We start from the raw sequence: 16,061 nt of genomic DNA on the forward strand, positions 1-16,061 counted from the left end.
GCCCTCGCAAAATTAGTGACGCTAAAATTAGAAGCGGTAGTGCGAGAAAGCTTTGTTAGCTTCAGCCATACGGTGCACGTCTTCACGCTTCTTAACTGCAGCACCTTTACCTTCGGCAGCGTCCAACAGTTCGCCAGCCAAACGCAGAGCCATAGACTTCTCGCCGCGCTTACGGGCGAAGTCTACCAACCAGCGCATTGCCAGAGCGTTACGACGGGACGGACGAACTTCAACCGGAACCTGGTAAGTAGCACCGCCTACACGGCGCGACTTTACTTCGACCAGCGGAGCGATGGCGTCGAGAGCTTTCTCGAAGATTTCCAGGGGGTCGCTGTTCTTGCGCTCTTTAACCTTTTCCAGCGCGCCATAAACGATACGCTCGGCAACGGCTTTCTTGCCGCTTTCCATCACGTGGTTCATGAACTTGGCCAGGATTTGGCTTCCGTATTTTGGATCGTCAAGCACTTCGCGCTTGGCTGCTACGCGTCTTCTTGGCATGGATAAGCCCTCAAACGGTCTTCAGGTTCGCTCGGAATCGGTGCCCACTACGGGACGCCTCCGACCTTACTCTTATCGACTCAGAAAAATAGAAATCAGTTTTTTGCAGCAAGCGACCATTACTTCGGACGCTTGGTACCGTACTTCGAACGACCCTGGTTACGACCCTTAACGCCGGAAGTATCCAAAGAACCGCGAACGGTGTGATAACGAACACCTGGCAAGTCTTTTACACGACCGCCGCGGATCAGTACCACGCTGTGCTCTTGCAGGTTGTGACCTTCACCGCCGATGTACGAGGAAACCTCGAAACCGTTGGTCAGGCGCACACGGCATACTTTACGCAGTGCCGAGTTAGGTTTTTTCGGTGTGGTGGTGTACACACGGGTGCACACGCCACGACGTTGCGGGCAGTTCTGCAGCGCAGGCACGTCGGATTTCTCGACGATACGCTTACGCGGCTGACGTACCAGCTGGTTGATAGTTGCCATCTACTAGCTCCACTGTTGTCTTGCGACGCTATTGTCTTGCAAGAAAAGCAAAATGGCAGGAACGAATCCCCGCCAAATTTAGGGGTACAAGAGTCTAAAGAGGATCTTGTCCCCAGTCAAGGCAAGGCCCCGCCCTCCCCACTCACCGAACCTCGACAATTTGTCTCGATACGATGAACGGAGCGACCAGGGCCTTACGCTCATTTACCGCAGAACTCAGTTACCGCTCGAGTTCAGCGCTTCGGTCAGTGCAGCTTCCACTTCACTGGCGCTCACGCGCAACGGCTTGTCTGCATCACGGCGACGCTTACGCTCGCTGTGATAAGCCAGGCCGGTACCGGCCGGGATCAGACGACCCACGACCACGTTTTCTTTCAGGCCGCGCAGGTAGTCGCGCTTGCCGGTTACCGCCGCCTCGGTCAGTACGCGAGTGGTTTCCTGGAAGGAAGCCGCCGAGATGAACGATTCGGTGGACAACGACGCCTTGGTGATACCCAGCAGAACGCGAGTGAACTTGGAGACAAACTTGTCTTCGTTGCTCAAACGCTCGTTCTCTACCAGAACGTGAGTCAATTCCATCTGGTCGCCCTTGATGAAACTGGAATCGCCGGATTCAGCGATTTCAACCTTACGCAGCATCTGACGCAGGATGGTCTCGATGTGCTTATCGTTGATCTTCACGCCTTGCAGACGGTAAACGTCCTGGATCTCGTTAACGATGTACTTGGCCAGCGCACTTACACCCAGCAAACGCAGGATGTCATGCGGATCGCTTGGACCGTCGGAGATGACTTCGCCGCGGTTCACTTGTTCGCCTTCGAAGACGTTCAGGTGACGCCACTTCGGAATCAGCTCTTCGTACGGATCGCTACCGTCGTTCGGGGTGATAACCAGACGGCGCTTGCCCTTGGTCTCTTTACCGAACGCGATGGTGCCGCTGACTTCAGCCAGAATCGACGCTTCTTTCGGACGACGAGCCTCGAACAAGTCGGCAACACGCGGCAGACCACCGGTGATGTCACGGGTCTTGGAAGTCTCTTGCGGAATACGAGCGATAACGTCACCGATCGCGATTTTCGCACCGTCAGCCACACCGACCAGGGCGTTGGCCGGGAGGAAGTACTGAGCGATAACGTCAGTACCTGGCAGCAACAGATCCTTGCCGTTGTCGTCGACCATCTTCACAGCAGGACGGATATCTTTACCGGCAGCTGGACGATCTTTGGCGTCGAGAACTTCAATGTTGGTCATACCGGTCAATTCGTCAGTCTGACGCTTGATCGTGATGCCTTCTTCCATGCCCACGTAGGTCACGGTACCTTTCATTTCGGTAACGATCGGGTGAGTGTGCGGATCCCACTTGGCCACGATTGCGCCAGCGTCGACCTTGTCACCTTCTTTAACCGAAATCACGGCACCGTACGGCAGCTTGTAGCGCTCGCGTTCACGACCGAAGTCATCAGCGATCGCCAGCTCACCGGAACGGGACACAGCCACCAGGTGACCATCCACTCGCTCAACATGCTTCAGGTTATGCAGACGGACGGTACCGCCGTTCTTCACCTGAACGCTGTCGGCTGCGGAGGTCCGGCTTGCCGCACCACCGATGTGGAACGTACGCATCGTCAGCTGGGTACCCGGCTCACCGATGGACTGGGCCGCGATAACGCCGACCGCCTCACCGATGTTCACCTGGTGACCACGAGCCAGGTCACGACCGTAGCACTTGGCGCAAATGCCGTAGCGGGTTTCGCAGCTGATCGGCGAACGCACGATCACTTCGTCGATGCTGTTCAGCTCGATGAACTCAACCCACTTCTCGTCTACCAGGGTGCCGGCAGGAACGATGACGTCCTCGGTACCTGGCTTGAACACGTCACGGGCGATAACACGACCCAATACGCGCTCACCCAACGGCTCTACAACGTCACCGCCTTCAATGTGCGGAGTCATCAGCAAGCCGTGCTCGGTGCCGCAATCGATCTCGGTTACAACCAGATCCTGCGCTACGTCTACCAGACGACGAGTCAGGTAACCGGAGTTCGCAGTTTTCAACGCGGTATCCGCCAGACCTTTACGAGCACCGTGAGTGGAGATGAAGTACTGAAGTACGCTCAAACCTTCACGGAAGTTCGCAGTAATCGGCGTTTCGATGATGGAGCCGTCCGGCTTGGCCATCAGGCCACGCATACCGGCGAGCTGACGGATCTGCGCAGCAGAACCCCGTGCGCCCGAGTCGGCCATCATGTACATCGAGTTGAAGGACTCCTGATCGACTTCGACACCATGACGATCGATGACCTTCTCTTTCGAGAGGTTGGCCATCATCGCCTTGGAAACTTCGTCGTTCGCCTTAGACCAAAGGTCGATCACTTTGTTGTACTTCTCGCCCTGGGTTACCAGGCCGGAGGCGTACTGACTTTCGATCTCTTTCACTTCGTCGGTAGCAGTACCGATGATGCGCGCTTTTTCATCCGGGATAACGAAGTCGTTAACGCCGATGGAAACGCCGGAAATGGTCGAATAGGCAAAACCGGTGTACATCAATTGGTCAGCAAAGATCACGGTCTCTTTCAGACCAACCACGCGGTAGCACTGGTTGATCAGCTTGGAGATCGCTTTTTTCTTCATCGGCAAGTTGACGACGTCGAAGGACAGACCCTTTGGCACAACCTGGAACAACAGCGCACGGCCGACAGTGGTGTCGACGATACGGGTATTGGTCACGCTGCCGCCGTCACGATCGTTGACGGTTTCGTTGATCCGGACTTTGACTTTCGCGTGCAGTGCGGCTTCGCCTGCACGGAACACACGGTCTACTTCCTGCAGATCCGCGAACACGCGACCTTCACCCTTGGCGTTGATCGCTTCACGAGTCATGTAGTACAGACCCAATACAACGTCCTGCGACGGAACGATGATCGGCTCACCGTTGGCTGGCGACAGAATGTTGTTGGTCGACATCATCAACGCACGCGCTTCCAACTGGGCTTCCAGTGTCAGCGGTACGTGCACGGCCATTTGGTCGCCGTCGAAGTCGGCGTTGTACGCAGCGCAGACCAGAGGGTGCAGCTGGATAGCCTTACCTTCGATCAGTACCGGTTCAAACGCCTGGATACCCAGACGGTGAAGGGTCGGTGCACGGTTGAGAAGAACCGGGTGTTCGCGAATCACTTCAGCGAGAACGTCCCAAACCTCTGGCAGTTCGCGCTCGACCATCTTCTTGGCGGCTTTAATGGTGGTAGCGAGACCACGCATTTCCAGCTTGCCGAAAATGAACGGTTTGAACAGTTCCAGAGCCATCTTCTTCGGCAGACCGCACTGGTGCAGACGCAGGGTCGGACCTACGGTAATTACCGAACGACCGGAGTAGTCAACACGCTTACCGAGCAAGTTCTGACGGAAACGACCCTGCTTACCCTTGATCATGTCAGCCAGGGATTTCAGAGGACGCTTGTTGGAACCGGTGATAGCGCGGCCACGACGACCGTTGTCGAGCAGTGCGTCGACGGCTTCCTGCAACATACGCTTTTCGTTGCGCACGATGATGTCCGGAGCGGACAGATCCAGCAGGCGCTTCAAACGGTTGTTACGGTTGATCACTCGACGATACAGATCGTTGAGGTCGGAAGTCGCGAAGCGACCGCCATCCAGCGGGACCAGTGGACGCAGGTCTGGCGGCAGAACCGGCAGAACGGTCAGCACCATCCACTCTGGCAGGTTGCCGGAACCCTGGAAGGCTTCCATCAACTTCAGACGCTTGGACAGCTTCTTGATTTTGGTTTCGGAGTTGGTTTGCGGAATTTCTTCACGCAGACGGCCAATCTCGTGCTCCAGATCGATAGCGTGCAGCAGTTCGCGGACAGCTTCGGCACCCATGCGGGCATCGAAGTCGTCGCCGAATTCTTCCAGCGCTTCGAAGTACTGCTCGTCGTTCAGCAACTGACCTTTTTCAAGGGTGGTCATGCCTGGATCGATAACGACATAGCTCTCGAAGTAGAGAACGCGTTCGATATCACGCAGGGTCATGTCCATCAGCAAGCCGATACGGGACGGCAGCGATTTCAGGAACCAGATGTGGGCAACCGGCGAAGCCAGTTCGATGTGCGCCATGCGCTCACGACGAACTTTTGCCAGCGCAACTTCAACGCCGCACTTCTCGCAGATCACACCACGGTGCTTCAAGCGCTTGTACTTACCGCACAGGCACTCGTAATCCTTTACCGGGCCAAAGATCTTGGCGCAGAACAGACCGTCACGCTCAGGTTTGAACGTACGGTAGTTGATGGTTTCCGGCTTTTTAACTTCGCCGAACGACCACGAACGGATCATCTCAGGCGATGCCAATCCAATACGGATGGCGTCGAACTCTTCGACTTGACCCTGGTTTTTCAGCAAATTCAGTAGGTCTTTCAAGGCCTTTCCTCCTGGCGGAGCAGAGAGCGGGCTATCCTGCCCCGCTCTCGATTCGCGTCACGTGTTATTCGGTTTCCAGATCGATATCGATGCCGAGGGAACGAATTTCCTTGATCAACACGTTGAAGGACTCGGGCATGCCCGGCTCCATACGGTGATCGCCGTCCACGATGTTTTTGTACATCTTGGTCCGGCCGTTCACATCGTCCGACTTCACTGTGAGCATTTCTTGCAGAGTGTATGCAGCACCGTATGCTTCCAGTGCCCAGACCTCCATCTCCCCGAAACGCTGACCACCGAACTGCGCCTTACCACCCAGCGGCTGCTGGGTAACCAGGCTGTACGAACCGGTAGAACGAGCGTGCATCTTGTCGTCTACCAAGTGGTTCAGCTTCAGCATGTACATGTAGCCAACGGTAACCGGGCGCTCGAACTTGTTGCCGGTACGGCCGTCGGTCAGCTGCATCTGGCCGCTTTCTGGCAGGTCTGCCAGTTTCAGCATGGCCTTGATTTCGCTTTCCTTGGCACCGTCGAACACCGGAGTGGCCATCGGTACGCCGCCGCGCAGGTTTTGAGCCAGATCCAGGATTTCCTGATCGGAGAAGTCATCGAGGCTTTCCTGACGACCGCCGATCTCGTTATAGATCTCGTGCAGGAACTTACGCAGCTCGGCAACCTTACGCTTCTCTTCAACCATTCGATTGATCTTCTCGCCCAGACCTTTGGCCGCGAGGCCCAGGTGGGTTTCAAGGATCTGACCGACGTTCATACGCGAAGGTACGCCCAACGGGTTGAGGACGACGTCCACCGGGGTGCCATTGGCATCGTGCGGCATGTCTTCAACCGGCATGATCACGGAGACCACACCCTTGTTACCGTGACGACCGGCCATCTTGTCGCCCGGCTGGATGCGACGACGGATTGCCAGGTAAACCTTGACGATTTTCAGCACACCTGGAGCCAGGTCATCGCCCTGCTGCAGTTTGCGCTTCTTGTCTTCGAACTTGTCGTCCAGCAGACGGCGGCGATCAACGATGTAGGCCTGAGCCTTCTCGAGCTGCTCGTTCAGAGCATCTTCAGCCATGCGCAGTTTAAACCACTGGCCATGCTCAAGACCGTCGAGCACTTCGTCGGTGATTTCCTGACCTTTCTTCAGACCGGCGCCGCCTTCGGCTTTGTGGCCGACCAGAGCGGAACGCAGACGTTCGAAAGTTGCGCCTTCGACGATACGGAACTCTTCGTTCAAGTCCTTGCGGATCTCGTCGAGCTGGGACTTCTCGATCGACAGGGCACGAGCATCACGCTCAACTCCGTCGCGGGTGAAGACCTGTACGTCGATGACAGTACCCTTGGTACCGGTAGGTACACGCAGGGAGGTGTCTTTAACGTCGCTGGCTTTTTCACCGAAGATCGCACGCAGCAGCTTCTCTTCCGGGGTCAGCTGGGTCTCGCCTTTCGGAGTGACCTTACCAACCAGGATGTCGCCCGCGCCAACTTCAGCACCTACGTAAACGATACCGGCTTCGTCCAGCTTGTTCAGTGCAGCTTCACCCACGTTCGGGATGTCCGCAGTGATTTCCTCTGGCCCAAGCTTGGTGTCACGCGCCACACAGGTCAGTTCCTGAATGTGAATCGTGGTGAAACGGTCTTCCTGAACAACACGCTCGGACAGGCAGATGGAGTCTTCGAAGTTGAAGCCGTTCCATGCCATGAACGCGATGCGCATGTTCTGACCCAGAGCCAGTTCACCCATGTCGGTGGACGGACCGTCGGCCATGATGTCGCTGCGCTGAACCCGATCACCTTTACGCACCAGCGGACGCTGGTTGATGCAAGTGTTCTGGTTCGAGCGGGTGTATTTGGTCAGGTTGTAGATGTCGACGCCAGCCTCGCCGGTTTCAACTTCGTCATCAGCAACACGAACCACGATACGGCTGGCGTCGACAGAGTCGATCACGCCGCCACGACGAGCCACGACGCAAACGCCGGAGTCACGGGCTACGTTACGCTCCATGCCGGTACCTACCAGCGGCTTGTCAGCGCGAAGAGTTGGTACAGCTTGACGCTGCATGTTCGAACCCATCAACGCACGGTTGGCGTCGTCGTGCTCGAGGAACGGGATCAGCGACGCGGCAACCGAAACTACCTGCTTCGGCGATACGTCCATCAGGGTGACGTCTTCCGGCGCCTTGACAGTGAACTCGTTCAGGTGACGAACAGCTACCAGCTCGTCGATCAGGACTTTCTTGTCGTTCATCGTGGCCGAAGCCTGAGCGATCACGTGATCAGCTTCTTCGATGGCGGACAGGAACACGATCTCGTCGGTGACCAGCGCGTCTTTCACCACGCGGTACGGGCTCTCGAGGAAACCGTACTGGTTGGTGCGCGCGTAGGCTGCCAGGGAGTTGATCAGACCGATGTTCGGACCTTCCGGCGTTTCAATCGGGCATACACGACCGTAGTGAGTCGGGTGTACGTCACGAACTTCAAAACCAGCACGCTCACGAGTCAAACCGCCTGGGCCGAGTGCGGAGACACGACGCTTGTGGGTGATCTCGGACAGCGGGTTGTTCTGGTCCATGAACTGGGAGAGCTGGCTGGAGCCGAAGAACTCTTTCACCGCCGCAGCTACTGGCTTGGCGTTGATCAGGTCTTGCGGCATCAGGCCTTCGCTTTCAGCCATCGACAGACGCTCTTTGACCGCACGCTCAACACGCACCAGGCCAACGCGGAACTGGTTCTCGGCCATTTCGCCTACACAGCGAACACGACGGTTACCCAGGTGGTCGATGTCATCGACGATGCCTTTACCGTTACGGATGTCGACCAGAGTCTTCAGTACCGCGACGATATCTTCCTTGCACAGCACGCCCGAACCTTCGATCTCGGTACGACCGATACGACGGTTGAACTTCATCCGGCCGACCGCAGACAGGTCATAGCGCTCAGGACTGAAGAACAGGTTGTTGAACAGGGTTTCAGCAGCGTCTTTGGTTGGCGGCTCGCCAGGACGCATCATGCGATAGATCTCGACCAGCGCTTCCAGTTGGTTGCTGGTGGAGTCGATCTTCAGCGTATCGGAGACGAACGGACCGCAGTCGATATCGTTGGTGTACAGAGTTTCGATGCGAACAACGCCGGCCTTGGCGATTTTCGCCAGGATCTCGGTGCTCAGCTCGGTATTGCACTCTGCCAGGATTTCGCCGGTTGCCGGATGCACGATGACCTTGGCGGTAGTGCGACCCAGGACGTAGTCCAGAGGCACTTCCAGCTCTTTGATCCCGGCTTTTTCCAGCTGGTTGATGTGGCGAGCAGTGATACGACGACCTTGCTCGACAATAACCTTGCCTTTGTCATCCTGGATATCCAGGACCGCGATTTCACCGCGCAGGCGCTGAGGCACCAGCTCCAGGCTCAGGCTCTCGCCTTTCACGTGGAATACGTTGGTGGTGTAGAACGCGTCCAGCACTTCTTCAGTGGTATAGCCGAGCGCACGCAGCAGTACCGATGCAGGCAGCTTGCGACGACGGTCGATACGCACGAACACGCAGTCTTTCGGGTCGAACTCGAAGTCCAGCCACGAACCGCGGTAAGGAATGATGCGCGCGGAGTACAGCAGTTTACCGGAGCTGTGCGTCTTGCCACGGTCGTGGTCGAAGAACACGCCCGGGGAACGGTGCAGCTGGGAAACGATTACACGCTCGGTACCGTTGATTACAAAGGTACCGTTCTCGGTCATCAGGGGAATTTCACCCATGTAGACTTCTTGCTCTTTGATGTCCTTGATCGCTTTGTTCGACGATTCTTTGTCGAAAATGATCAGTCGCACTTTTACCCGCAAAGGTACGGCGTAAGTTACACCGCGCAATACGCATTCTTTGACATCAAATGCCGGTTCGCCCAAGCGATAACCGACGTACTCCAGCGCAGCATTGCCGGAGTAGCTGATGATCGGGAAAACGGATTTGAAGGCCGCATGCAGGCCCACGTCGCGGAACTGATCTTTAGTCGCTCCCGCTTGCAAGAATTCACGATACGAATCCAGCTGGATGGCCAGGAGGTAAGGCACATCCATGACGTCCGGCAACTTGCTAAAGTCCTTGCGGATACGTTTTTTCTCAGTATATGAGTAAGCCATCAGCGTTCCCCAGCTTGGTCACCTGCTTGTTTGGCCCCTCCCGACGGGAGCGACCAGAAAATCGTGCAAACCCCATGGTTTGCGCCACCGCATCGGGTGGTTACAGCTCGCTATCGGCCCGACCCAGTCGGCTGCCAATAACGGAAAAAGGCCGGTGGCAAGAGCCACCAGCCATCAGCCTTTCGCTTAACGCTCGGGCTGGAAACGCAAAGTCGATGCTTACTTCAGCTCGACTTTAGCGCCTGCTTCTTCCAGAGCTGCTTTGGCTTTGTCAGCTGCGTCTTTGGCAACAGCTTCCAGAACCATGGCAGGAGCGCCGTCAACTACAGCCTTGGCTTCTTTCAGGCCCAGACCGGTCAGTTCACGTACAGCCTTGATCACGTTAACTTTCTTCTCGCCAGCTTCGGTCAGCATGACGTTGAATTCGGTTTGTTCTTCAGCAACGGCAGCAGCAACAGCTGGACCAGCCGATGCAGCAGCAGCGGTAACGCCGAATTTTTCTTCGAAAGCTTTGATCAGCTCAACAACTTCCATTACGGACATGTTGCCAACTGCTTCAAGGATATCGTTCTGAGAGATAGACATGAATCTAATTCCTGATATTGGGGACGGCCTACGCGACCATCGAAAAAAACAAAAAACGCGAGAAGTTGACGAGCCTTAGGCTGCAGCAGCTTCTTTCTGGTCGCGAATTGCCGCCAGAGTACGAGCCAACTTGCTGGTAGCGCCTTGAATCACGCTCATCAGCTGAGAAATTGCTTCGTCACGGGTCGGCAGAGTTGCCAGTACGTCGATTTGGTTAGCTGCGAGGAACTTGCCCTCGAACGCAGCTGCCTTGATCTCGAACTTGTCCTGACCCTTTGAGAATTCCTTGAAGATCCGGGCAGCAGCGCCTGGATGTTCTTTGGAGAACGCAATCAGGGTAGGGCCAGTGAACACGTCGTTGAGGACACTGAATTCAGTGTCAGCAACAGCGCGCTTGAGCAGGGTGTTACGTACAACACGTACGTAAACGCCAGCTTCACGAGCCTCTTTACGGAGTCCGGTCATCGCGCCTACTGTTACGCCACGGGCATCAGCCACGACAGCGGACAGAGCGACTTTGGCAGCCTCGTTGACTTCAGCGACGATGGCCTTCTTGTCTTCGAGTTTAATTGCCACGGGTTTAACTCCTGCTTGATACCGTTTCATCCAGTCGAAACCGGATGTCGTTTTGGTGTCTGATTCGGTAAGGAACCGGGAGCACCATCTGCGTAGGCTTGAGGTTTAAGACTTACGTCGCCTACGGTCTTGGATAGCCCCCGCCAGGCAGGGACCCCAATCTTTCAAACTGGCGCAATTGCTTGCGCCAACTTTTGTCTTACGCGTCCAGCGAGCTCTGGTCGATAACCAGACCTGGGCCCATGGTGGTGCTCAGGGTAACGCGCTTGACGTAGATGCCTTTCGAAGAAGCTGGCTTGATACGCTTCAGGTCGGCGATCAGAGCTTCAACGTTTTCCTTCAGCTTGACGGCATCGAAGCCGATCTTGCCAACGGAAGTGTGGATGATGCCGTTTTTGTCGGTGCGATAACGAACCTGACCAGCCTTGGCGTTTTTAACCGCGGTAGCTACGTCTGGAGTTACGGTGCCGACTTTAGGGTTAGGCATCAGACCACGTGGACCGAGGATCTGACCCAGTTGACCTACAACGCGCATGGCATCCGGGGATGCGATCACTACGTCATAGTTCAGGTCGCCGCCTTTCATTTCGGCAGCCAGGTCGTCCATACCTACACGGTCAGCGCCGGCAGCCAGAGCGGCTTCAGCAGCAGGACCCTGGGTGAACACAGCAACACGAACGGTCTTGCCAGTGCCGTGTGGCAGCACAGTAGCGCTACGAACAACCTGGTCGGATTTACGTGGGTCAACACCCAGGTTCACAGCAACGTCGAACGACTCGCTGAACTTGACAGTCGACAGCTCAGCCAGCAGTGCAGCGGCGTCTACAATGTTGTAGGCCTTGCCTGCTTCGATTTTGCCGGCGATAGCCTTTTGACGCTTGGTCAGCTTAGCCATTACACACCCTCCACGTTAAGGCCCATGCTACGAGCAGAACCGGCGATGGTACGCACGGCTGCTTCCATATCAGCTGCAGTCAGATCCGCGTTTTTGGTTTTCGCGATTTCTTCCAGCTGAGCACGGGTTACGGTGCCAACCTTAACGGTGTTCGGACGAGCGGAACCGCTGGTCAGACCGGCCGCCTTCTTCAGCAGTACCGAAGCAGGGGTGGATTTGGTTTCAAACGTGAAGCTACGGTCGCTGTAGACAGTGATGATCACTGGAGTCGGCAGACCTGGCTCAAGACCCTGAGTACGGGCGTTGAAAGCCTTGCAGAATTCCATGATGTTCACGCCGTGCTGACCCAGAGCAGGACCAACAGGTGGGCTTGGGTTAGCCTGAGCGGCCTTCACTTGCAGCTTGATGTAAGCGGTAATCTTCTTGGCCATGAGGCACTCCAATTACGGGTTCAAACGCCTCGAAAGGCTCCCCGGTTACTTGCGCGTTTATCCCAGTGACGACAAAACCCCACAGCCTAAGGCTGCGGGGTTGGGATGCTTGCTCAGCTAGACCTTTTCGACCTGACTGAACTCCAACTCTACCGGAGTAGAGCGACCGAAAATGAGCACCGCCACTTGGATCCGGCTCTTCTCGTAGTTAACTTCTTCGACAACGCCGTTAAAATCGGCGAATGGCCCGTCGTTGACGCGTACGGTTTCGCCCGGCTCGAACAACGTCTTCGGCTTCGGCTTATCGCTGCCATCAGCGACGCGACGCAGAATAGCTTCTGCCTCTTTATCGGTGATCGGCGCCGGCTTATCAGCAGTACCGCCGATGAAACCCATCACCCGAGGAGTATCCTTGACCAAGTGCCAAGTACCCTCGTTCATATCCATCTGAACCAGCACGTAACCCGGGAAGAACTTGCGCTCGCTTTTGCGTTTCTGGCCATTACGCATTTCAACCACTTCTTCAGTGGGAACCAGAATCTCGCCAAAGCCATCTTCCATGCCAGCCAGCTTTACGCGCTCAATCAGCGAGCGCATGACATGCTTCTCGTAACCGGAGTAAGCATGCACAACATACCAACGCTTAGCCACGGGACACCCTTAGCCGACGATCAAGGAAACAAGCCAGCCGAGCAGGGAGTCGAGCCCCCACAACAGCAACGCCATAACCAGGACAACAGCCACAACGATCAACGTGGTCTGCGTGGTTTCTTGGCGAGTTGGCCATACGACTTTACGAATCTCGGTGCGCGCTTCCTTAACCAGTACAAAGAAAGACTTGCCCTTAACCGTCTGCAGGCCTACAAAGGCAGCTACAGCAGCAATCACAAGCAAAGCGAGCACGCGGTACAGGATCGGCGAAGCAGAGTAATACTGATTGCCAACAACGCCAACAACCACCAAAGCAACTACTACTAGCCACTTGAGCAGATCGAAGCGAGAGCCTTGAGCTTCAGCTTTAGGAGTCATCTATGAAGATCCTGTGAAAAGAAAGCCAGACACACCTGGTGAATCTGGCAGGTCAGGAGGGAATCGAACCCCCAACCTACGGTTTTGGAGACCGTCGCTCTGCCAATTGAGCTACTGACCTAAAACAAAATCAGGCCGACCATTATGCCGGCCCGAAGAAGACTTTACAACAATTTACTCAATGACCCTGGATACGGCATCACTACCGATACGCCCCACCATCCTCTCGGATATCGCAGCGCAACCACAAGCCATTAAAACAAAGGCAGATATTTTCATATCTGCCTTATTATATGGAGCTCTTGAGCGGATTTGAACCGCTGACCTCACCCTTACCAAGGGTGTGCTCTACCAACTGAGCTACAAGAGCGAAACACCGTGCAAAACCTGCAAACTTGGAGCGGGTAGCGGGAATCGAACCCGCATCATCAGCTTGGAAGGCTGAGGTTCTACCACTAAACTATACCCGCGAGGCTTGCAGCTCTCGCTAAAAATGGTGGAGGGGGAAGGATTCGAACCTTCGAAGTCGTAGACGTCAGATTTACAGTCTGATCCCTTTGGCCGCTCGGGAACCCCTCCTAAGCGAGCCGGCATTCTATATCATGCCAGCCCTCTGTCAAGCATTTTCTCATTAAAAACCTGAGGTTAGCTGCGTTGACCTCGCTTCACATTGCTTACCGTTTTAGGTCTTCACTGTGGAGCGGGCGCCATTCTATGCAAACTATTCGATGGGTGCAACCCCCTCGCAAGGCATTATTTTATGTTTTAACTCATTGAATTCTCTAGAAAGGTTCAGCAGCTGCAAGTCATCAAGCCAGCGCCTGCTTTCCGGGGCTACCCGCACCCAGTAACCGGCGGACTCGGCACTACCTTTAGGCAGCGCCTGAAACTTGACATCCATACCGCTCAATCTGCGCTCAAGCCCCTGAGCAACATCCTGACGTGCAAAGCCACCCACATATAGACATCCCGCATCCGATTGGAGGGCCTTTGCCTTATCTTTTGTCGAGTCTGTTGCCTCACTCAGCAGACGAATATCCTGCTGGGATCCCCGATACAAACTCAAGGGCGTCACATCCTTTGCACGCAGAGGAGCCTCTTGTTGATGCCAGATGTAATAAAACACATTGAGAACAAGCAGCAGCAGAAACAACCAACGCATAAAGACCTCAGGGCAAAGGGCACGCCATAGCCAAGCCGACAAACACCAAATCCGGGACCACTCTGGCCTCGGGCACGATCTCCGAAACCTGGGCCGCATCACCACCTGTAAGGAACACTGTGAATTCCTTACCCCAATAGCTGCGCGCCAACTCAAGCTGAGTCATCACAAACCCCCTCAGCATCAGCAGGCAACCGCGCTCGACCGCCTCAACAGTCGTACGGCCCGGAAGGAGATTCTCCAAAGCACGCTCGGCAGCAAGATCACCGTAACGGATCTTGCGGGTATGAGTACGAAGCTGATTGCGCATCAACGGCATCCCAGGACATATGAACCCACCGAGATGCTCACCATCAGCAGCTACGAAGTCAGCGGTAACAGCCGTACCAAAGTCCAGCACAAGGCACGCGCCGGTGGCCAGATGATACCCACCGAGCAAAGCAAGCCAGCGATCAAGCCCTAGTCGCTCAAACTCCTCATAGCCATTACGAACGCCAGACATCTCACGCGCCGGAGCCGCGCACACCACAGAAACATCGAACACCTCCTTCAACAGAGAGATCAATGCACTGGTTTCTTCAGCAGTCCTGACACTGACCAATCGACACGACCTGAGAGCGGGCCCCTCGAGCCCTTTCAAGCCCTCGATCAATGCGAAGTCCGAATCGACAACCCCCTCCCCCACCACTTGCCGGGCGCACGCTTCAAGCACACGCCACTTAATAAAACTGTTTCCGCAGTCGAGCTCAAGAATCATTGCGCAACCTCAGACTCAGCTCACCACCACTGAAGACTTTTTCCACACCATCCACCTTCAATCGCAAGGCGCCCTGGCTATCGATACCCAATACTTCGCCATTTATTTGGTTAACGCCAGCAATCAACGACACAGCGCGCCCCTGCCACAGATGATTTTGCTCCCACTCAGCCTGGACAGCCGAAAATCCGCCAACCTGATGCCGCTCCAAATATTTCTGCAACATCGTCCCAATCTTCGCAACCAGGCGATTGCGATCAAACATCTGTCCGGACTCGAGACGCATGGATGTCCATTGCTGATCAACCTCATCGGTCATCTGCATATTTACATTTATACCGACACCCAACACGACATGGCATACATCCGCAGGATCCCCAACCAGCTCCAGCAATATTCCGGCAATTTTCTTCTGGCCGACCAGGACGTCGTTTGGCCACTTCAAACCCACCCCCGGAACACCTAACTCGCGCAAGGCCTGCATGACGGCAAGCCCAACAACAAGACTCAACCCTTCCAGCTGCCGCATCCCGCCCTCAATACGCAGCACCAAGCTGTAATAGATGTTTTCTGCGAATGGGCTCACCCACTTCCGCCCTCGCCGCCCTCGGCCAGCAGTCTGCCGCTCGGCTAGCACTAAAAAGGGCGCAGCTTGAAGCCGCTCGATGGCGCGAAGCGCCTCAGCATTCGTGGAATCGATTGAGTCGAAGACCAGGACAGGCCAGTTACAAGAGGGTGCCAACCGCCCGATTTCCACAGGGTCGAGCAGCGTCAGCGGTGCAGCCAGCTGATAACCGCGTCCTCGTACTTTATGAATGGATACCCCCAGCTCAGCCTCCAACTGCTGAAGCTGCTTCCATACAGCACTGCGACTAACACCTAAGGCAGCGCCCAATGCTTGACCCGAATGGAATCGGCCATCTTTAAGAAGCTTTAACAACGTCAGCATGCAAGTCTCGCCTCACAATGAGGCCCGCATGATATCCACGCCCCGAGCCGTTGCATAGAAACCTGGCGAGGCTGTTTTTCTGCGGACAAAACAAAACCCCTACCTGCATACGCAGATAGGGGTTTCGGAATTTA

The 16,061-nt window shown here is 55.5% G+C and carries 13 protein-coding genes and 4 tRNA genes; all 17 read right to left on the reverse strand.

Annotated elements, in window-relative coordinates; translation table 11 throughout:
* Positions 1–27 precede the first annotated feature (27 nt).
* On the reverse strand, positions 28–498 hold the full coding sequence (gene rpsG, locus ACW9HW_RS09960) for a 30S ribosomal protein S7 (RefSeq protein WP_002555493.1): 471 nt from the start codon (positions 496–498) through the stop codon (positions 28–30).
* A gap of 119 nt (positions 499–617) precedes the next feature.
* Positions 618–989 (reverse strand): 30S ribosomal protein S12, encoded by a 372-nt coding sequence (rpsL, locus tag ACW9HW_RS09965; protein WP_003186084.1) that lies wholly within the window; start codon positions 987–989, stop codon positions 618–620.
* Positions 990–1,205: 216 nt separating this feature from the next.
* Positions 1,206–5,405, reverse strand: a complete 4,200-nt coding sequence (rpoC, locus tag ACW9HW_RS09970) for a DNA-directed RNA polymerase subunit beta' (RefSeq protein ID WP_095197169.1) — start codon at positions 5,403–5,405, stop codon at positions 1,206–1,208.
* Positions 5,406–5,469: 64 nt separating this feature from the next.
* On the reverse strand, positions 5,470–9,543 hold the full coding sequence (rpoB, locus tag ACW9HW_RS09975) for a DNA-directed RNA polymerase subunit beta (RefSeq protein ID WP_457399655.1): 4,074 nt from the start codon (positions 9,541–9,543) through the stop codon (positions 5,470–5,472).
* A 219-nt stretch (positions 9,544–9,762) separates the two neighbouring features.
* Positions 9,763–10,128: a 50S ribosomal protein L7/L12 gene (rplL, locus tag ACW9HW_RS09980; RefSeq protein ID WP_007970414.1), complete on the reverse strand. Its 366-nt coding sequence runs from the start codon at positions 10,126–10,128 to the stop codon at positions 9,763–9,765.
* A 75-nt stretch (positions 10,129–10,203) separates the two neighbouring features.
* Positions 10,204–10,704 carry a 50S ribosomal protein L10 gene (gene rplJ, locus ACW9HW_RS09985; protein ID WP_095197167.1) on the reverse strand — a complete coding sequence of 167 codons (501 nt, stop codon included), beginning with the start codon at positions 10,702–10,704 and terminating at the stop codon, positions 10,204–10,206.
* Between the two features lie 199 nt (positions 10,705–10,903).
* A complete protein-coding gene (gene rplA / locus ACW9HW_RS09990; protein ID WP_003228754.1) occupies positions 10,904–11,599 on the reverse strand; it encodes a 50S ribosomal protein L1 in 696 nt (231 codons plus the stop codon).
* On the reverse strand, positions 11,599–12,030 hold the full coding sequence (gene rplK / locus ACW9HW_RS09995; protein WP_007933726.1) for a 50S ribosomal protein L11: 432 nt from the start codon (positions 12,028–12,030) through the stop codon (positions 11,599–11,601). Before rplK ends, rplA begins: the two co-directional genes overlap by 1 nt.
* Positions 12,031–12,147: 117 nt before the next feature.
* Positions 12,148–12,681, reverse strand: coding sequence for a transcription termination/antitermination protein NusG (nusG, locus tag ACW9HW_RS10000; protein WP_007957598.1), 534 nt, complete (start codon positions 12,679–12,681; stop codon positions 12,148–12,150).
* A 9-nt stretch (positions 12,682–12,690) separates the two neighbouring features.
* Positions 12,691–13,059: a preprotein translocase subunit SecE gene (secE, locus tag ACW9HW_RS10005; protein WP_007896620.1), complete on the reverse strand. Its 369-nt coding sequence runs from the start codon at positions 13,057–13,059 to the stop codon at positions 12,691–12,693.
* 45 nt (positions 13,060–13,104) lie between these two features.
* Positions 13,105–13,180 (reverse strand) — tRNA-Trp (locus ACW9HW_RS10010).
* Positions 13,181–13,353: 173 nt separating this feature from the next.
* Positions 13,354–13,429: transfer RNA gene (locus ACW9HW_RS10015), tRNA-Thr, on the reverse strand.
* A 26-nt stretch (positions 13,430–13,455) separates the two neighbouring features.
* Positions 13,456–13,529, reverse strand: a tRNA-Gly gene (locus ACW9HW_RS10020).
* Between the two features lie 24 nt (positions 13,530–13,553).
* A tRNA-Tyr gene (locus ACW9HW_RS10025) sits at positions 13,554–13,638 on the reverse strand.
* Positions 13,639–13,780: 142 nt separating this feature from the next.
* Positions 13,781–14,221, reverse strand: a complete 441-nt coding sequence (locus ACW9HW_RS10030) for a hypothetical protein (protein WP_095197166.1) — start codon at positions 14,219–14,221, stop codon at positions 13,781–13,783.
* A gap of 7 nt (positions 14,222–14,228) precedes the next feature.
* A complete protein-coding gene (locus ACW9HW_RS10035; RefSeq protein WP_457399659.1) occupies positions 14,229–14,978 on the reverse strand; it encodes a pantothenate kinase in 750 nt (249 codons plus the stop codon).
* Entirely contained in the window at positions 14,968–15,927 is a 960-nt protein-coding gene (gene birA / locus ACW9HW_RS10040) for a bifunctional biotin--[acetyl-CoA-carboxylase] ligase/biotin operon repressor BirA (RefSeq protein WP_095197164.1), read from the reverse strand. The genes ACW9HW_RS10035 and birA overlap by 11 nt, the downstream gene beginning before the upstream one ends.
* Positions 15,928–16,061: the final 134 nt, after the last annotated feature.

Source organism: Pseudomonas sp. SDO5532_S415, from assembly GCF_054071155.1.